The organism is Oceanobacillus sp. FSL W7-1281 (assembly GCF_037969835.1).
Taxonomy (GTDB): domain Bacteria; phylum Bacillota; class Bacilli; order Bacillales; family Amphibacillaceae; genus Oceanobacillus; species Oceanobacillus oncorhynchi.
This window is the reverse complement of record NZ_CP150214.1, coordinates 2,782,718-2,801,240: the sequence shown is the minus strand read 5'-3', so window position 1 is coordinate 2,801,240 and position 18,523 is coordinate 2,782,718. Positions and strand designations below refer to the sequence as shown.

Sequence of the window (18,523 nt, the reverse complement as noted above, 5' to 3'; positions counted from 1 at the left end):
ATCATTCAAATTAATGTTGAACCTGTCCTTTTATGCGTAAGGGCGGGATAATCGATAAGTATGATTGCTCTCTGTTGGTTTGATTAAAAAAACGATATAAATTGTATTGTTTCTTTCTTTGTGAAGTGTTATGGTAACATCTCCCTGAGGAAAAACATAATCAGTCTGATAGGGAAAAGAAATCTCGTCATCACCTGTTTCATTCTGGAATTGCTGATACGCCATTTGAAAAAGTGTCTCTATTTCTATATGATACAGCTGATTTTGAGCAACAACTTTTGACGTATGGTAATGATAAAGCAAAAAATGGATTGAAAGAAATACAATAAGAATTACCCAGACGACATGAAATAATAAAAATCCTTGCTGGTTATGGATAATTGTAAATCGTTTTTTCATAAACGTCACCTGATTCTTTGGTAATGGTTAAAAAAATAGCGTTTGCTTGTTCTTCAAACGTAATATCAGCAACCTGACGAAGATAAATTTCATGGCCTAATCCATTTACCTGCCTGCGTATCGTATTATTGTAGAGACTGACGCGGGCTATACTTTCTGTGTGGTCGTTTCGATCAGTAGCACGGATATATAATTGGTTATTCGCTACATGCGCAGAAGAGGAAGACATGACATCATAGTGTAATTGAGTAAAAAATTGTTGTACAGATAAGGCTTCCGTATTTGTTTGTTTCAGCTGCAATGCAGACAGAGCATAAGATACAAAAGGCAGTGTTAATACCAGGATGGTCATAGCAACGAGCATTGAGATGAACGTAAAACCTTTTGTATTACTCCATAATCGCATAAAGGCATTTACTCTCTGTTTTTTGTTTTGCATTAGTCCATTCTGCACATCCTTTCAGGTACTTACCTTCCAGCGAAAAAGAGAAGGCTGCAGGCGTCTGGTAAGGAGTTACGGTGTAGTTACCTGGAAAAGGTGCCGCTCCCGCCAGAATACCCTGCATGTCATCATGTAATTTACTTGTGATTTGTACTTTTTCAATGGAATTATATTGTTCTTTTGCAATGATGGAGAGAAGCGGCAAAAGTATCGTCAGCATGGAGAATAGAAGCAGGGACGCAATTAAAGTTTCAAATAAGGTAAACCCTTTATCTTTTTTCCACATAGTATCTGCCTTTCCCTAACGGAAATACAATCTGATAAGGCTCTCCTGCCAAGCTTACTCGAATCGTCTGGGGATTTTTAATAACCCCGCTGATGTAGAATTCAACATTTTTGGGAAATGAGGTCACTAACGAAAATTGAGCCGGATATTCCCGCTTGATTTCTCTAAACCGATCAAGCACAATGCTGTAGCTGTCTGGATTAAACTTTAGTACATATGGGATATCGTTTTCCTGCGTGCTTGCTGTGCTTTGCAAGTAGAGCACATCCATTTCTAATGTATCAAAAAAATGCTGCAGCTCGAATTTATCTATTTGCTCCACCTGCTGCCTAGGAATGAGTAAAAGAATAATCGACAGGATGGATAATGCAAACAATGCCTCAATCAGTGTAAACCCTCGTTCAGTTTGAGGCATTTACAACACCATTAGAAATGGAGAGCTCATTTCCGTTTGAGCATGTCCGCTGGTCTTCGGTGATATAATCAGCGCTTACCAGCTGATTCATACTGGAAGGTAAATTGCCTGTATCAATATGATAAGCATCTGCCTGAGCTTGTACGACAGAAATTAATGCATCACAGCCCTTCGAGTGAACATCCCCTGTTTTCTTGCCCAGATTCGGTATAATTAAAATCATTATTACCGAGATAACCATTAAAACTATCAACATTTCAATCAGTGTGAATCCTTTTGAACTTTTTAACATAAAAACCGCTCCTTTACATCGTATTCATTAATTCAAACATAGGAGACATCAGACTAATGTAAATCAATATGATAAATGCTCCGATAATCGAGAAAAAAACAGGTTGGATATAAACAATCCTTTTTTGAAGCCGCTGATACATGGTATCAATCGAAATATCTGCATAGATAGCTAAATCCTTCGCCAGGCTTTTCGCATCCATATTAGAGGATAAAATATCCGACAGATGACTCTCTAAAAATTCCATCGTTGTTAACAGTCCGTGAATGGATCTTCCTTTAAAATATTCCAGCTGCATCTGCTTCGCGTAATAAGAAATAATCGGAAGCTTAGTCTGCCGGGACATATAACTTAATAATTCCTTCATCGGCATCCCGGTTTGCAGAAGAGAGCTGTATAATGCGGCAAAGTGAAAGGATGTTTGTCTTTTTACGTAAGAGCGGTAGAGAGGCATTCGTTTATATATAGACAGTTTTGTTTCTAAAGAGATATTATTTCTTGAAAATAGCCAAACAAGCGCAACAAGGGTGGAAAGAACAAAAAGAATAAGGAGAGAATATCCGAGCCATGTAGAAAGAAAAATAACAGCTTGCAGCAGCATAGGAAGCTCACCAAACATCAGCTGCTGGAAGGAAGGGATGACACGTGAATAAATAAAAAATAACAGTCCGCTAAAAATTATCATTAATATAAGGGGATAACGCACTGTTTGCTGAAATTTACGAATGTAGTGAACGCGTTGCTGAAATAATTGATAGCAATGCTCGATTCGTTCATAAATATCTGCTTTTTCCCTTACTACAAAAAGGTAAGAGACAATGGAATGATGGAAACCAGCCTGATCCATTGCTTCATCCAGCTGTTGCCCTGCTTCCAGATTACTTAAAACCTGTTTGGAAATGTGTTCTAATTCACCGTAATATTTCATTGCATCTAAGGAATGGACAAGGGTAAGGCCTCTGGAAAGCATACGCTGCAAAACGTGTAAAAATTGCAGCTGGGTGGTAATCGTTAACCTTTGATTATTGGGGAGAAATCGTTTCAGTAAAACCATAAGCAAATGCCTTTCTTTGTAAATTTTTAAATTGCTGCTTTTCCGGGAGAGTTTGGAGATTGCCTTCAATAGCTTTTGTCAGGTGGACGCCTTCAATCAATTCTCCGATTGCACTCCGCTGCTGTTTATTCTTTCTTCTGATTGGAATAAGGCGCAGGGCGCCCACCCCGATCAGAATCTGATGAAGGTCAGCTGTTTTGATTCCCATCTCTTTCAAACGGAAAATCGTACCGACTGCATTTTTTGCATGCAGCGTACTGAGGACAAGGTGACCGGTCAGGGCAGCCTCCACGGCAAAGTGCGCAGTTTCTTTATCCCGTATTTCCCCGACCATCAGAATATCAGGGTCATGACGCAACGCAGCTTTTAATCCCGCTTGATAGGAAATACCTGCACGCTCATTGATTTGTACTTGCAGAATTTGCTTTATTTTTCTTTCGATAGGGTCCTCTAAGGAAATAATTTGACAAGGCCTTTCTTTCATTTCCGTTTCTAACAGGGAATATAATGTAGATGATTTCCCGCTTCCTGTTGCCCCGGTTATCAGGATAAGACCCGATTCATGGCTCATCCATCTTCGCATTTGCTCTATTTGTTTTGGAAAAAGAAATAAATAATCCAGCGGTAAAGTGTCATTTTGAGGAAGAATCCGGATGGCAATCGTTTCTTGCTGATAATGGGGAAGGGTTGAGATACGAAGTGCATAATCTTTTGATTCGAAACTCCAGATCATCGTACCTGCCTGAGGCTTTCTGCTTTCACCGATATCCATATTGGCATTGAATTTAAAAAATGTTCTTAGAAGCTGGTATTGCTTTGTTAAAATGGTCCGGATGAAGGTACGTTTCCCGTGGATGCGGAAGTAGATTTCTGTTTCCTGCTCATAAGGATAGAAGTGAATATCGGATGCATGCTGCTTCGTGGCCGACTGAAAGAGATCGTCAGATAATTTAGTGACGTGATTCATTAGCTCACCTCCTTTACAACTAATTCTGACATAACTTATAATTCGACATTTTTTTTAAATGTCCTTCTTTTTATCAAAAAAGAATAGAATTTTTTTAATTGTTTAAACTAAAAATAGAACGGTCTTTAAAAAGGAGCGATGATAGAGTATGAAAAGCAATGACTATATCCGTTTTCTGACAGAAGAAGCGGTGAAATACATGAACTTATCTTCAGAAGAAAAAGCAGAGCGCAAACAAAAAAAGAAGAAATTATCTTATCCGATGTATGGTAACAAATGGCTGGGGGTTATTCCTTTTTCCATTCAGTCCTGGTACCATGAAAGAAAAAATAGCCGGGATTAATCCGGCTATTTTTCATTCATTGTGGATGCAGTTAAGTAAAAAATTCCTCCATTAATCACCTGAAATGTAATCATTGGTTTAAACCGCTTCTCCAACGCTTCTAATTCTTCTACATACCTTGGATGATCAAGTTCATCCGCATAAAAATGCTTTAAGGTAGCTTTTTCCGCTTCCAGCTGTTGGATAGATGCAGCAGCCCATGCGTTATCCTGGTTTTGAACGTGTTGTAATAAAACGTTTTGAATACGGAGAAATCCACTTTTGGGATTAATCATCGGCGTCAGCGTATAACAATAATCGGATATGGCTCTATCAAGCGGGATACGATCTAAATAATCCATCATATTTAAAGCCATATGCCCGTGAAGCAGCTGCAGGCCGACAGAAAATATTTCATCCTTATGCTGGACACCACGGTAGCTGATTTTTATATTGACTACAAGCCAAGGATACAGGGGAGTGTTTTCCGATGTGCGGACCTCCTCAAATAATCTGGTATAACGTTCTTTTTCCGTTAATTTATTAATAATTTGATGCAGTCTCGGACTCCCAAAATGAATCCATTCCCCTGGTTCACTCGCTTTCTCTTTGTCCGTAATCAGACGCAGCGCCTGGGGCTCTCCTTCCCGGCCGATTTTTTTAATGTAATGCCAGTAGAAAGGGCGGTTCATTAATTCTTTGTCCATTTCTTCGGTAAGCTGGATATGAATTTGTCCCTCGTCTTTAGAAAGGATGGTACAATGTTTGGTTTCAAAATAGCTGGTTAGAAAATCGGATAAATCAATTTGCTGTTCCATCTCTATATTGCTCCTCGTTTTGTATTTCCTGGTTTGCCTGCTCCATCACGTATTTCAAATTATCGAGCTTAATACGAACTTCTCCAGCTGAAGTGGATTCCTGATAGATAGATTCTATTTCTTTCTCCATACTATCTACTTTCAACTCTGCTAAAATGGCATCTAAATTACCAATTACATTCTCAAACAAGTTTATTTTTTCGTAAAGCATGGACAATATATGCTCTTCAATCGTCTGCTTCGTGACAATGTTGTAGATATGCACATCTGATTCTTGACCAAAACGGTGAATACGGCCAATTCGCTGCTCTAAGCGCATCGGATTCCAAGGTAAATCATAGTTGATCAGATGATGACAAAATTGCAGATTAATTCCTTCGCCGCCGGCTTCGGTGGCAATCAGAACCTGTGCGTGGTCCCTAAATAATTGCTTCATCCAATCTTTTTTTCCTCGTTTAAAGCCGCCGCGAAAAGGTACTGAAGAAATACCGTGCTGCTGCAGATACCATTGCAGATAGTACTGTGTAGCGCGATATTCGGTAAAAACAATCACTTTTTCACCATTCAGCGATTTAATCAGATTGGTTAATTCCTCCGCTTTGGGATGCTGCTCCAGCTGTTCAATATTTCCGATGACTTCCTGAATAGCTTCATGATTTCCGGCTTGGTCTAATTTCACCAAAGAGGTAAAGCAAGCCTCTCTGGAAGAACAGAATTCACGTAAATAAGTGATTTTAGCAAAGGATGCCATTCCAAAAGACAGCTCCATTAATTGGTGATAAACCTTGTGATAGCTTTCTGGAAGAGAAGTCCAAATGGTTTGGATTTTTCTTTTAGAATTGTTTAAGCTGGTATCTTTCCTTGTATTACGGACCATTACCTGCTGGACAAGCTTCTTCAGATAAGGATCCTGTTCCATTTTTTTGCGGTCCTTTCCATACTTCTCTGTAAAACTTTTATAATTCCCTAGATGTCCAGGCTTTAAAAGGCTGACAAGATTAAATAATTCTAACAGCTTATTTTGTACCGGCGTAGCAGTTAATAAAAGACAATACTTTTTCTTTAATTCCTGAACAAACTGGTAGTTTTTTGTCTGCTCATTTTTTAGTTTATGAGCCTCATCCACCAGGATAAAATCATAATCTATATCTAAAATAGCCTCCCGATGCGGAGAACGCTTGGCGGAATCAATGGAAGATATAATAATTGGATTATCGTCCCAGCTGTAATTTTTACGATAGGCAATGGCAGGAATGAGAAATTTTTCGTTTAATTCTTTTTCCCATTGATTTACGAGAGAAGCCGGAACAAGAATTAATGCTTTTTTCACCAGCCCTCTTACCATATATTCTTTTAGAACCAGTCCTGCTTCAATTGTTTTTCCAAGTCCTACTTCGTCCGCTAAAATGGCACGGCCATGCATCGTTTCAATTACTTGTTCGGCAGCTTGTAATTGATGATCTAAAATATCCAGATGCGGCAAATATTCCAGCGCCTGCAAGCCTTTGAAAGAAGGGCGCTTTGTTACATTTGCAGCCTGATATGCCATACGAAATAGCTCCCAATTTGTTAAATCATTTTCATCACGAAAGGCTGACTCTAAGTCCGTAATGAATTGATTGTCTTGTTGAATTTGAATAGAATCCATTTATTCGATGCACATCCTTTCGGGTAAAATATGGTTTTTCAATTACTTTTTTAAAGAGTTATGATATACTTTTGTCAAATAGATTTTCCTGCTAACATACTATATGATGAAGGATTATATATCCTTTAGTATAACCAACATGAATATATTCAATCAGCGGATGAATACAAGGGGAGAGCTTACAGTTTATGTAACGCCGAAGGAGCAAGTTAAGAGCGAATCTCTCAGGCAAAAAGACTCTTGTAGGACGCTACTCTGGAGAGCGTTTATAGGCATCAGCTGCCTATAAACCACCCACGAAGCAAATATTCACATGATGAAGACCGTTTTCTTTGTGAATATGCAACTTTCTGGTTTGCGGACAGAGACTTCTTTTAGGAGGAGTCTCTATTTTTGTGCTTAAAATCAATTTCTTTAAATCACCAGCAAATGTTATAAGGATGTTCACGTATTTCAATCAACCTTAGTAAGGAGAGAAGCAGATGAATGAATTAAAACGTACACCGATTTTTCCAGCTTATGAAAGGGTTGCCAAGACCATTGATTTCGGCGGATGGGATTTGCCGGTGCAGTTTTCAGGTATTAAAGAAGAGCATGAAGCGGTCCGGACAAAAGCCGGTCTGTTCGATGTGTCGCATATGGGCGAGGTTTTGGTGAGCGGTCCGGAAAGTGTTCATTTTTTACAGACGACTTTAACAAATGATGTAACAAAGCTAGTGCCAAACAAAGCACAATATACGTTTATGTGCTATGAAAATGGTGGAACAGTCGATGATTTAATTGTATATATGCTGGCTGAAAATGAATACTTGCTTGTTGTAAATGCTGCTAATACGGGGAAAGACGTTGCCTGGCTGCAGGAACAAAATAATTTCAATCCGAATGTTACCATAGAAAATGTTTCGGAAAATTATGCGCAATTAGCTTTGCAAGGACCAAAAGCGGAGCAGATTTTACAAAAGATTGTAAAAGAACCGCTTCAAGATATCTCTTTCTTCCGTTTTAAAAAGGATATCGAAATGGAAGGAATGAAAGGAAAGGCCCTCATCTCCAGAACAGGGTACACAGGCGAAGATGGTTTTGAAATTTATCTCGATTCTGAAAATGGCAAAGATTTGTGGAATATACTGCTTGAAAAGGGAAAGGAAGAAGGTATCCAGCCAATCGGTTTGGGAGCAAGAGATACGCTGCGCTTTGAAGCGAATCTTGCTTTATACGGGCAAGAGCTGTCAGCTGATATTTCGCCATTGGAAGCTGGTTTAGGTTTTGCTGTGAAGCTGAATAAGGGAGTAGATTTCATAGGAAAAGAAGCACTTGAACAGCAAGCAGCTAATGGGACAGAAAGAAAGCTTGCAGGAATCGAAATGATTGATAAGGGTATTCCAAGACACGGCTATCCAGTGTACCAGGGAGATACCGAGATTGGTTTTGTTACTTCCGGTACACAGTCACCTACACTAAACAAAAATATTGGTCTCGTACTGATTCAATCTGATTCCGCAAAGATTGGAGCAGAGGTGGAGGTTCAGGTCCGAAAGCGCCGCTTAAAAGCGAAGGTGGTCAAGACACCGTTCTACCGTAGATAATCATCGTACATTTTCACAGGAAAAAGAGTTCGGGGAAAAAAGTTTCACTTTATCAGCGCAGTAAAATAAGGGGGAGAAAAGATGGAGTTTCGTTATTTACCGATGACCAGGGAAGATAAACAAGAAATGATGGATGCCATAGGGATAAAGGATACGGAGGAGCTGTTTGCAGATATCCCAGGCAATGTTCGTCTCCAGAAGGAATTAGAGTTAAAAGAACCAAAGAATGAATATGCATTGACGAAGGAATTAACAGCAATGGCGAATAAAAACACATCTACGAAAGATGTTGTATCCTTTCTTGGGGCAGGTGTATATGATCATTACACACCTTCCATTGTGGATCATGTCATTTCAAAACCTGAATTTTATACAGCATATACGCCTTATCAGCCGGAAATTTCCCAGGGAGAGTTGCAGGCAATTTTTGAATTTCAGACAATGATTTCTGAACTGACAGCTTTACCAATCGCGAATTCTTCTATGTATGACGGAGGTACGGCTTTAGCAGAAGCAGTAAATTTAAGTGCCGCCCAGACTAAACGAAAGAAAGTGCTGGTATCGGACGCCGTCCACCCTGAATATCAGCAGGTTATTCATACGTACGCAAAAGGACAGGAAGTTGAAATAATTCCGATTCCATTAAAAAATGGAAAAACAGATCTCGTCCATTTGGAGGAACTCTTGAATGAGGATATTGCCGGAGTTGTCGTCCAATATCCGAACTTTTTCGGACAGATAGAGCCAATGGAAGCAATCCAAAAGCTGTTAGAAAATCAAAAGAAGACCATGCTGATTGTGTCCAGCAATCCGCTCGCCCTCGGCTATCTGACTCCGCCGGGAGAATTTGGTGCGGACATTGTAACCGGCGACACGCAGGTATTCGGTATTCCAGCCCAATTTGGCGGGCCGCATTGCGGATATTTTGCAACAAGTAAAAAATTAATGCGCAAGGTTCCGGGACGTCTGGTCGGTCAGACAAAGGATGAAAATGGAGTCAGAGGCTATGTGCTGACGCTGCAGGCACGGGAACAGCATATTCGGCGTGACAAGGCAACTTCCAATATATGCTCCAATCAGGCGCTGAATGCATTAGCCAGCTCTGTTGCGATGAGCTCTATCGGCAAGCATGGGATACAGAAAATGTCCGAAATGAATATGCAAAAAGCCCGTTATGCAAAGAAGAAATTGAAAGAAGAAGGTATTTCGATAGTTTATGATGGCCCATTCTTCAATGAATTTGTCATTCAGTTAAACCAGGACATTACTAAAGTAAATGCTGCTTTGCTTGAAAAAGGAATTCTTGGCGGTTTTGATTTAGGAAAAATCGACCCTTCCTATCATGGTCAGATGCTTGTGGCTGTGACAGAAATTCGTACAAAACAAGAGATAGACCAACTTGCAAAAGAATTGGGGGATATGCATGGCTGATAAAAATTTTCCATTATTATTTGAACGCAGTAAAGAAGGGAGAACGAGCTACAGCTTACCGGAATTGGAAATAGATGCCTTTGATTTAGAAGAAGAATTAGAGGATGTTTATATTCGCAAAGGACCTCCTAAGCTGCCGGAAGTAAGTGAACTGGATATTATTCGTCACTATACGGGGCTGGCATCCCGTAATTATGGAGTGGATTCCGGGTTCTATCCGCTTGGTTCCTGCACGATGAAGTATAATCCGAAAATTAATGAAGACATTGCGCGTCTGGAAGGCTTCAGTCATATTCATCCCTATCAGGATCCAAACACGGTGCAGGGTGCTCTGGAGATGCTTTATGATTTGCAGGATTCATTAAAAGAAATTACTGGCATGCATGAGGTTTCATTACAGTCAGCTGCCGGTGCGCAGGGAGAGTGGACTGCATTAATGATGATTCGTGCTTTTCATGAGGCCAATGGGGATTATCACCGTACAAAAGTCATTGTACCGGATTCTGCCCATGGAACCAATCCGGCGTCTGCAGCAGTAGCCGGGTTTGAAGCAGTTACCGTGAATTCAAATGAAGAAGGACTGGTGGATCTGGATGATTTGCGGCGGGTTGTCGGGGAAGATACAGCAGCCTTAATGCTTACCAACCCGAACACGTTAGGATTATTTGAAAAAGATATTTTAGAAATGGCAGAAATAATACATGGTGCCGGCGGTAAGCTTTACTATGACGGCGCTAATTTAAATGCGATTATGGGTTATGTCAGACCGGGAGATATGGGATTTGATGCAGTACATTTAAATCTTCATAAAACGTTCACAGGTCCGCATGGCGGCGGCGGTCCGGGCTCAGGACCGGTAGGAGTCAGCGAAGAGCTGGCAGCATATTTGCCAAAACCATTAATTATTAAGGAAAAGAACTCGTTCCGCTTTGATTATGACAGACCGCAGTCTATCGGCCGGATAAAACCGTTCTATGGGAATTTTGGTATTAACCTGCGTGCATATACGTATATTCGTACAATGGGAGCAGAGGGCCTGAAAAAGGTCAGCGAATATGCCGTACTCAATGCGAATTACATGATGCGTCAGTTAGAAAAAGTATTTCAACTGCCTTATCCGCAGCATTGTAAGCATGAATTTGTACTGTCGGGTAGCATTCAGAAAAAACTTGGCGTCCGCACATTAGATATGGCGAAAAGGCTGCTGGATTTTGATATTCATCCACCTACCATTTATTTTCCGTTGAATGTGGAAGAAGGCATGATGATTGAGCCTACAGAAACAGAATCGAAAGAAACGCTCGATTCCTTTATTGATATCATGACCCGTATAGCAAAAGAAGCAGAAGAAGACCCGGAAACTGTACAGGAAGCACCACATCATACAATTGTGAAGCGGATGGATGAAGCAACCGCTGCACGTAAACCAATCCTGCGGTACGAAGAATCGTAAACCATCATAAAAGCTGATTCAGAGGTTATGCTCTGAATCAGCTTTTATTTTTAGCCCAATTAACAGCTTTCACAAAATGGAAAACAAAGGCTTTATTTTTTCATTTTAATCTTTCCAGTCCATTTTTTAAATCCGCCTTTAAGCTGATAAATTTCTTCAAATCCTTTTTTATGCAGGAGCTGCGCAGCTCTTGCGGAACGGCTGCTGTTTTGACAATACAGGTAGACCGGCTTGTCCTTTCTCAATTCCACAAGTCTTTGCTTCATTTGCGTTACCGGGATATTACGCGCTCCGAGAATATGACCTTTATCAAATTCCTGCGGCTCACGTACATCGATCAATTGTGCTTTGCGGTAGCCTTCTACAAATTGATCTTCTGTCAGTACATTTAAATAAGTGCGTTGTCTATAGTAGCGAAAAATAGTAATCGCAAGCAGAACAACTAAAGCAATGAGTAAAAATGTCATTTTGTTTCCCCCGTCTATCTTTATATTCTACACTCTTATTATATGGGCAGCGTTTTTATTTTTCAAAGTTTTTATTTTGCAGGCGGATATTCATCTTAAAAAAATATCCTCTTTCCAGTTCCGGATTATTATTTTTGGTAAAAGAGGTGTTTCAAATCCGCTTTAAGGGAATAAAAAAAGTAACCAGAGATTGCATGAAAGTTACTTGCTTTTCTGATAATTAACTATATATTGTGTCGGAATAATGAATTAGATACTATATATTGTTTTATGGAGAAGAGTTATGATAAACTAATAAGTAATCAATTGCAAGACAAGGAGCGATAACATTGACTATCCATTTCGAGTCATTAAGGCAGGTTAATATCGAGGCGCTTAATGAAGATATAAAAAAATTTGAAGCAGTGCACCCAATCGCAAAAGAAATGCATATCACCCATCAAGGCGTGTCGAGATTGGTCATGCTGGACCGGTATGCATATAAAGATACAGAGAAAAAAACATTAAAAAAAGGTGATTTTGTTGTTTTAACCGTAAAAGCAGACCCTAAATTTCCCGCTCGGGGTCTAGGATTTATTATAGATATTAATTGGGAAGAAAACAAGGCGGAAGTAGCTGTCGAATCCGATTATGTCGGAGTTTTAGATAAGGAAGAAGAACGGGAAAGCGGGATGATTACGCGTTCACTCGATGTTATCGAAAAGCCGTTGGAAATTTATTATGAACAAATTGCCAAAAGAAATGCGAGCGGCCTTTCCGAAGTGGAAGAAACTGAAGAAAGAAAAGCCAGATCATTTGATGCTTTCTATAATCAATTGGCTTCTATGAATTTTATTCCGGCGGGACGTGTGCTATATGGAGCAGGCGCTGAAACCGATGTAACCTATTTTAACTGTTATGTGATGCCTTTTGTAAAAGATTCACGCGAAGGCATTTCCGATCATCGTAAACAGGTAATGGAAATTATGTCACGCGGCGGCGGTGTCGGCACGAACGGTTCCACATTAAGACCGCGAAATACACTGGCCAGAGGAGTCAACGGAAAATCTTCAGGAAGTGTCTCCTGGCTGGATGATATCGCCAAATTGACGAATCTGGTTGAACAGGGCGGTTCCAGACGCGGAGCACAAATGATTATGCTTGTCGATTCGCACCCGGATATTGTAGAATTTATTATTTCTAAAATGCAGAATCCGCGTATTTTACGTTATTTAATAGAAAATACAGAAGACGAGCAAATGAAGCAGCTGGCAAATGAGAAGTTAAAATTTACCCCGCTGACAGAAACAGAATTTGATTTGTATCAGGGAATCGTCAATTATAAAGCCATCCCCGGCCAAGGCGGCTTCACAGATGCTGCCATGAAGCAGGCGACGGAGTTATTGCGCGATGGAGGAACGTATTCCGTCCATAACCCGGATTTCCTGGCAGGAGCAAATATTTCTGTCTGTATTACAAAGGAATTTATGGAAGCCGTGGAAAAAGACGATTATTATGAGCTGCGCTTTCCAGATGTAGAAAATTATACACCGGAAGAAATGAAAGCCTATAATGAACAATGGTATGAGGTGGGCGATGTCCGTAAATGGGAAGAAATGGGCTATGGTGTTCGGGTTTACCGGAAAGTGAAAGCAAAGGAACTGTGGAACTTGATTAATATTTGTGCAACATATTCCGCAGAACCGGGCATTTTCTTTATAGATAATGCTAATGAAATGACAAATGCAAAAGCATACGGTCAGCAGGTTGTTGCGACAAACCCTTGCGGCGAGCAGCCGCTTGCTCCGTTTTCTGTTTGTAATTTGGCTGCCGTCAACCTTGCTGAAATGGCAGATAAAGGCACCAAAAAGATAAATGTAGAAAAATTAAAAGATACTGTAGAAACTGGAGTGCGGATGCAGGATAATGTAATTGACGCAACACCATATTTCTTAGAAGAAAATAGAAAACAGGCTTTAGGAGAAAGACGTGTCGGCTTAGGCGTGATGGGACTGCATGATTTATTGATTTATTGTGAAACAGCTTATGGCTCAGAAGAAGGAAATAAGCTGATTGACCAAGTGTTTGAAATCATGGCAACTACTGCTTACCGCACTTCAATCGAGTTGGCGAAAGAAAAAGGAAGCTTCCCTTTCCTGGTGGGTGAAACAGAGGAAGAAACAAAAACGCTCCGTGAACGTTTTATCCAAACAGGGTATATGCAAAAAATGCCTGCAGACATTCGGGAAGGTGTATTAGAGTATGGTATCCGCAACTCGCATCTGCTGACTGTTGCTCCAACTGGAAGTACGGGTACGATGGTTGGAGTAAGTACGGGACTTGAACCATACTTCTCCTTTTCTTACTACAGAAGCGGCCGATTAGGTAAATTTATTGAAGTAAAAGCAGATATTGTGGAGGAATATCTAAATGAGCATCCAGAAGCAGCGGATAAAGAGCTGCCGGAGTGGTTTGTAACCGCAATGGACTTAAGTCCGGAAGCGCATGCTGATACACAATGTGTGATTCAGCGCTGGGTAGACAGCTCTATTTCCAAAACAGTAAATGCACCAAAGGGGTATACTGTTGATCAGGTAGAAAGTGTATACCGCCGCTTGTATAATGGCGGTGCCAAAGGCGGTACTGTCTATGTGGATGGAAGCAGAGATTCCCAAGTCTTGACCTTAAAAGCAGAGGATAACCAAGTAGGGGAGCAGACAGAATTATTCCCGGATGAGGAAGAAGATAAAAAAATTGTTCTTATGGACACCATTCAGGAATTAGATAAAACAAATGTAACAATCGGGTCTGAGGTAGGAGATACCTGTCCAGTCTGCCGAGAAGGCAGTGTAGAAGACATCGGCGGATGTAATACGTGTACCAGCTGTGGAGCTCAATTGAAATGTGGTTTGTAAACAATAAAGAGAACGGTTTTGAGCCGTTCTCTTTTAAATATGTTAATATTGCCCCAGCAATCCCTTTTTCATCGCCATACGTTCACAATATTTAAAAAATAACAGACCGGCAATAAAATAGACGAAAGCATTTATAAATAAAATTAACAGCGGCAGCCAGCCGATATCCATCAATGTCTGTCCGTCAATCATGATATCTCTGACTAAATCAACGCCAATAACAAATGGCAGGAAATACATCAAGGGAGATGCAGCAAGCGGAATAAAGGTCAGCCCGGCCAATAAAAATTGCAATATCTGCAAAAAGGCTTGAATTTGTTTATAAACAATGGCCAGCCCGCCGACTATTAAACCCACGCCATACATTCCGAAAACAGTTAATACAAAGACAGGGAAAATAGATACAATATCAATATTAAGCCATTGTCCTGCTGTCAGCATGGTAATAACCAATAAAACAGATATAATGATTCCGTAAATAATCGTACTGGCTACAAGTCTTGTGCTTAAAATGCGCCAGATGCCCATTGGTGACATCGATAATTGTTCAAGCGTTCCGCGAATGGCTTCATTCACAATTTCAAAACCAAACATTTGAATAACGCTAAGTGCTAAGAACCAGAAGATGTAGTTAACAATCACAAATTGAATATTTGCATCCTGTGTTGATGGATCCCAAAAAAAATGTATTACTCCAAATAAACCTAAAAAGATAAAGTAAAAGGTTAAAACAAGTGCAAGGGTATTCGGTAAATAGCGTTTCAGTTCCAGATATTCCTTTCGCAGATTTGCTCTAAATAGGTTAATCCATGGCATGGTGATAGTCTCCTTCAATAATTTTTAAAAATACTTCATCAAATCGAACCGATTTCCGGTCAATCGAGTCAATTGGAGTGCGATTCAATTGTAATACCTGAAAAATCTGATAAATATCCTCGCTTTTCTCAAGCTGTACAGTAAGATAGCTGAAGCGTTCATCTTCTACATAATCGTTTGTTGGAAAACGGGAGGAAATCGCTTTTCGCTGGTCTGGTGACAAAGCTTCACTTAAGGTCAGCCTGTAAGAACGCACTTCAAATAGTTTAATCAATTCATCGACCCGCTGATCGATAACGACAGTTCCTTGATTAATAATGACGGTGCGGTCACAAATATCCTGAATGACTTCCATGTCATGAGAGCTGATGATAATGGTACGCTGATAATTTTGAACAATGGATTTCAAGATTTCTCTAACCTCCAATCCGGTTTGCACATCTAAACCAAGCGTCGGTTCATCTAAGAGCATGACTTCCGTATTGGCAAGCATCGCTACAGCTATTGCTAATTTTTGCTGCATCCCTCGGGAAAGCCGGTTTACCAGCTCATTCTCTTTTTCCTTCAAACGGAACATTTGCAGCAGCTCATCGATCTCTTCTTTGACTTCCTTTCTTGACCTTCCTCTGTTTCCGGCAAAATACTCCAAGTTCTCTCTCACCATAAGCCGCCAATATAAATTACGATTGCCCTCCAGCACGGCGCTGATATGATGTAACGATTCTAAGCGTTTCGCTGTATTGGGTACTCCTTTTATCTTTATTTCGCCGCTGTCCGGGTATAACAAACCGCATATTAACTTAATCGTAGTTGTTTTTCCGGCTCCGTTCGGACCAAGCAGGCCAAGAATCTCTCCTTTATAAACATTAAAATCAACATCTTTGACTGCTTGAACAATTTCCTTTGATTTTCTTTTCCGGTAGCTTTTATTTAACTGGCTGATCTCAATTATCTTTTCCACGTTATCCCTCCTCTTTCTGAAATAATTGTAGCAATCGGCAAAAATTCGAACAACAACCCATCGAAGGAAATAACCTCCGTCTTCAGACGTATAAACACAGGATATATTTCAATTTTATTTTGTTTACTGGAAGTGATAAATGCATATGAAAATATACAAATAAAGGATAATAACTTGAGTTTTATGAGGAAATCAGCTATTATTAAATTAGAAAAAAAGTTTCCTTTGATAAAAAAAATTAACGTTCTTATTGAAGGTGTTCACGTTTCTCTGTGGCAAAACATAGAAAGGAGCTTTTTTATGCCTACACCAAGTATGGAAGACTATATTGAAATTATTTATAATTTAATTGAAGCAAAGGGTTACGCAAGAGTTTCATCGATTGCAGAAGCATTAGAAGTGCACCCGTCCTCTGTGACAAAGATGGTCCAGAAATTGGACAAGGACAATTATTTAGATTATGAAAAATACCGCGGTTTTGTACTGACATCGAAGGGCAAGAAAATCGGTGAACGGCTTGTCTTCAGACATGAGCTGTTAGAAAATTTTCTGGAGTTAATCGGAGTGGACGAAGAACATATATATAATGATGTAGAAGGTATAGAGCATCATCTCAGCTGGAATTCGATCGACAGAATAGCAGATGTGGTTGCTTATTTTAAAGAAGATGAACGGCGGAGAAAAGATCTGCAAAAAATAAATGAAGTTAATAAAACCTAACCGGTTATTCTCAGGAATGACTGGTTTTTTTGATGCGGTTTAACTTGTCATTTCTTCATCTTCTGGTGCGAAAAAGCATAATAAACAAGCCGATAGACGTATAAATCAATAAGCACCTATAAGGGATGGAGCGATGTCATGAAAATTGATGCTGTATTTTCTGGCGGGGGAGTGAAGGGGTTTGCGTACGTCGGCGTATTGGAAGCCTGGGAGGAGAAAAATTTGCAGGTAGAGCGTGCAGCTGGAACTTCTGCAGGTGCTATTATAGCCGGGTTTCTGGCAGCTGGTTATCATTATAAGGATATTAAAGAATTAATGAAAACTTTGGATGTTCAGGATTTAGCTGATCCGCCGCTGTTATCCAAAGTATTGCCGGCTACAAAGTGGTTATTTCTGTATTTTCAATTAGGATTATATAAAGGGGAGAAGCTGGAAGCATGGCTGGGAGACGCATTATCCAAGCGGAATATATATCGGTTTGGCGATTTAAAGCCAGGTGTGCTAAAGGTAGTTGTCAGTGATTTATCGCTTGGTAAACTTGTTGTTATCCCGGATGATTTAGAAAGAGTTTATGGCATTCATCCAGATACGTTTTCGGTAGCCGCCGCTATTCGGATGAGCGCCGGGTTTCCTTATTTTTTTATGCCGAAATCCATACAGGGTAAAAATAAGCAAAAAAGCATTATCGTGGACGGCGGACTACTTAGTAATTTTCCGTTGTGGATTTTTTCAGAAGCAGAAGAGAAGCAGGTTCGACCTGTTATCGGTGTAAAATTAACAGAACCTTCCACATCTGTAGAGCCGCGCGAGATTCGAAATGCGCTCAATATGTTCCCTTCTCTTTTCGTAACGATGAAGCAGGCACATGATAATCGATATATTTCAAAACACCAGGCGGATCATATTATTTTTGTCCCCACTCCTGAACAGAATTCCATGAATTTTAATATAACAGAAGAGAGCAGAGAGAAACTGCGGCGGATTGGAAAAGAATCCAGTGAAAAATTTTTGCGTACGTGGAGCGGTTAATTATTTTTTTTCAGAGGTACGTAATGGATAAAGCGCGTTCGAATGGGATAATATTCGAACGCGCTTTATTTGAAGAATAAAAAATTATATAAAAAATGCTGAATATAGCCGCTCCAACGGGTTTCATGGGGTGAGTAATCTTAGGCCCCGGAAATACACTACGCTTTCCGTAGGCCCCGAACTCATCTCCTTTAAAGAAGACTTAGCGATTGGCAAGCCGACAGGCGCAGACAGAGCTAAAGTCGCACTTATACCCCGAGGGTGAAAAGAAGACTTAGCGATTGGCAAGCCGACAGGCGCAGACAGAGCTAAAGTCGCACTTATGCCCCGCGGGCAGAAAAAAAGAAGAACACTTTTTCCTGCGGTGTCTTCCCACTGGGACTGGGACTGCGGTTACTCGCCCCACCGAAAACCATTGCAATTACTCGTCCCATCAAAACCGTCGCTAGAATTTGCATTATTTCCTTGTAAAAAAGCAAATAAAACATAATTCCACTTAAATGGGAAATGAGAGAATATAAAA

The 18,523-nt window shown here is 40.2% G+C and carries 19 protein-coding genes and 1 riboswitch; of the genes, 7 read left to right on the top strand and 12 right to left on the bottom strand.

Translation table 11 applies throughout. The annotated features are described in order from the left end of the window. Positions 1-30: 30 nt before the first annotated feature. Genes MKX55_RS13895 through comGA form a run of 7 tightly spaced genes read right to left on the bottom strand, consistent with a single transcriptional unit; the run spans position 31 to position 3,855 of the window. Positions 31-399: a hypothetical protein gene (locus tag MKX55_RS13895; protein ID WP_339177935.1), complete on the bottom strand. Its 369-nt coding sequence runs from the start codon at positions 397-399 to the stop codon at positions 31-33. Beyond that, positions 371-805: a competence type IV pilus minor pilin ComGF gene (gene comGF / locus MKX55_RS13890; RefSeq protein WP_339177934.1), complete on the bottom strand. Its 435-nt coding sequence runs from the start codon at positions 803-805 to the stop codon at positions 371-373. The genes MKX55_RS13895 and comGF overlap by 29 nt, the downstream gene beginning before the upstream one ends. Next, complete coding sequence (locus MKX55_RS13885) at positions 789-1,127, bottom strand: hypothetical protein (protein WP_339233260.1); 339 nt, start codon at positions 1,125-1,127, stop codon at positions 789-791. The genes comGF and MKX55_RS13885 overlap by 17 nt, the downstream gene beginning before the upstream one ends. Beyond that, positions 1,111-1,542 (bottom strand): competence type IV pilus minor pilin ComGD, encoded by a 432-nt coding sequence (gene comGD / locus MKX55_RS13880; RefSeq protein ID WP_339177930.1) that lies wholly within the window; start codon positions 1,540-1,542, stop codon positions 1,111-1,113. Before comGD ends, MKX55_RS13885 begins: the two co-directional genes overlap by 17 nt. Next, entirely contained in the window at positions 1,529-1,834 is a 306-nt protein-coding gene (comGC, locus tag MKX55_RS13875) for a competence type IV pilus major pilin ComGC (protein ID WP_339177928.1), read from the bottom strand. The genes comGD and comGC overlap by 14 nt, the downstream gene beginning before the upstream one ends. Before the next feature lie 13 nt (positions 1,835-1,847). Further along, on the bottom strand, positions 1,848-2,888 hold the full coding sequence (locus tag MKX55_RS13870; RefSeq protein ID WP_339177926.1) for a type II secretion system F family protein: 1,041 nt from the start codon (positions 2,886-2,888) through the stop codon (positions 1,848-1,850). Further along, a complete protein-coding gene (gene comGA, locus MKX55_RS13865) occupies positions 2,857-3,855 on the bottom strand; it encodes a competence type IV pilus ATPase ComGA (protein ID WP_339177924.1) in 999 nt (332 codons plus the stop codon). Before comGA ends, MKX55_RS13870 begins: the two co-directional genes overlap by 32 nt. Before the next feature lie 148 nt (positions 3,856-4,003). On the opposite strand from comGA, the gene MKX55_RS13860 reads away from it, so the two are divergent. Beyond that, entirely contained in the window at positions 4,004-4,198 is a 195-nt protein-coding gene (locus MKX55_RS13860) for a YqzE family protein (protein WP_339177922.1), read from the top strand. Positions 4,199-4,203: 5 nt separating this feature from the next. Here MKX55_RS13860 and MKX55_RS13855 read toward each other — a convergent pair whose 3' ends face one another. Together MKX55_RS13855 and MKX55_RS13850 are read right to left on the bottom strand one after the other, a co-directional pair. Then, positions 4,204-4,995 (bottom strand): YqhG family protein, encoded by a 792-nt coding sequence (locus MKX55_RS13855; RefSeq protein ID WP_339177919.1) that lies wholly within the window; start codon positions 4,993-4,995, stop codon positions 4,204-4,206. Then, positions 4,979-6,643 (bottom strand): SNF2-related protein, encoded by a 1,665-nt coding sequence (locus MKX55_RS13850; RefSeq protein ID WP_339233259.1) that lies wholly within the window; start codon positions 6,641-6,643, stop codon positions 4,979-4,981. The genes MKX55_RS13855 and MKX55_RS13850 overlap by 17 nt, the downstream gene beginning before the upstream one ends. A 160-nt stretch (positions 6,644-6,803) precedes the next feature. After that, positions 6,804-6,893, top strand: a riboswitch (glycine riboswitch). Positions 6,894-7,125: 232 nt separating this feature from the next. Between MKX55_RS13850 and gcvT the strand changes: the two genes are divergently transcribed. The 3 genes from gcvT (at position 7,126) to gcvPB (ending at position 11,113) form a co-directional block, all read left to right on the top strand. Beyond that, positions 7,126-8,229: a glycine cleavage system aminomethyltransferase GcvT gene (gcvT, locus tag MKX55_RS13845; RefSeq protein WP_339233258.1), complete on the top strand. Its 1,104-nt coding sequence runs from the start codon at positions 7,126-7,128 to the stop codon at positions 8,227-8,229. Between the two features lie 81 nt (positions 8,230-8,310). Next, entirely contained in the window at positions 8,311-9,660 is a 1,350-nt protein-coding gene (gene gcvPA, locus MKX55_RS13840; protein ID WP_339233257.1) for an aminomethyl-transferring glycine dehydrogenase subunit GcvPA, read from the top strand. Continuing rightward, complete coding sequence (gene gcvPB, locus MKX55_RS13835) at positions 9,653-11,113, top strand: aminomethyl-transferring glycine dehydrogenase subunit GcvPB (RefSeq protein WP_339233255.1); 1,461 nt, start codon at positions 9,653-9,655, stop codon at positions 11,111-11,113. The genes gcvPA and gcvPB overlap by 8 nt, the downstream gene beginning before the upstream one ends. A 92-nt stretch (positions 11,114-11,205) precedes the next feature. Here the strand turns inward: gcvPB and MKX55_RS13830 are convergent, their stop codons facing one another. Then, the gene (locus MKX55_RS13830; protein ID WP_042534741.1) at positions 11,206-11,580 is read right to left on the bottom strand and encodes a rhodanese-like domain-containing protein; all 375 of its coding nucleotides are present in this window, start codon (positions 11,578-11,580) and stop codon (positions 11,206-11,208) included. Between the two features lie 329 nt (positions 11,581-11,909). On the opposite strand from MKX55_RS13830, the gene MKX55_RS13825 reads away from it, so the two are divergent. Further along, the gene (locus MKX55_RS13825) at positions 11,910-14,474 is read left to right on the top strand and encodes a vitamin B12-dependent ribonucleotide reductase (protein ID WP_339233254.1); all 2,565 of its coding nucleotides are present in this window, start codon (positions 11,910-11,912) and stop codon (positions 14,472-14,474) included. Between the two features lie 42 nt (positions 14,475-14,516). Here MKX55_RS13825 and MKX55_RS13820 read toward each other — a convergent pair whose 3' ends face one another. Beyond that, positions 14,517-15,290, bottom strand: coding sequence for an ABC transporter permease (locus MKX55_RS13820; protein ID WP_339233253.1), 774 nt, complete (start codon positions 15,288-15,290; stop codon positions 14,517-14,519). Further along, positions 15,277-16,251 (bottom strand): ABC transporter ATP-binding protein, encoded by a 975-nt coding sequence (locus MKX55_RS13815; protein WP_339233251.1) that lies wholly within the window; start codon positions 16,249-16,251, stop codon positions 15,277-15,279. Before MKX55_RS13815 ends, MKX55_RS13820 begins: the two co-directional genes overlap by 14 nt. Positions 16,252-16,551: 300 nt before the next feature. Here MKX55_RS13815 and mntR point away from each other — a divergent pair, with 300 nt between their 5' ends. Both mntR and MKX55_RS13805 read left to right on the top strand, forming a co-directional pair. Beyond that, positions 16,552-16,971, top strand: coding sequence for a transcriptional regulator MntR (mntR, locus tag MKX55_RS13810; RefSeq protein ID WP_193063922.1), 420 nt, complete (start codon positions 16,552-16,554; stop codon positions 16,969-16,971). Between the two features lie 138 nt (positions 16,972-17,109). Beyond that, positions 17,110-18,000 carry a patatin-like phospholipase family protein gene (locus MKX55_RS13805; protein WP_193063921.1) on the top strand — a complete coding sequence of 297 codons (891 nt, stop codon included), beginning with the start codon at positions 17,110-17,112 and terminating at the stop codon, positions 17,998-18,000. Positions 18,001-18,523: the final 523 nt, after the last annotated feature.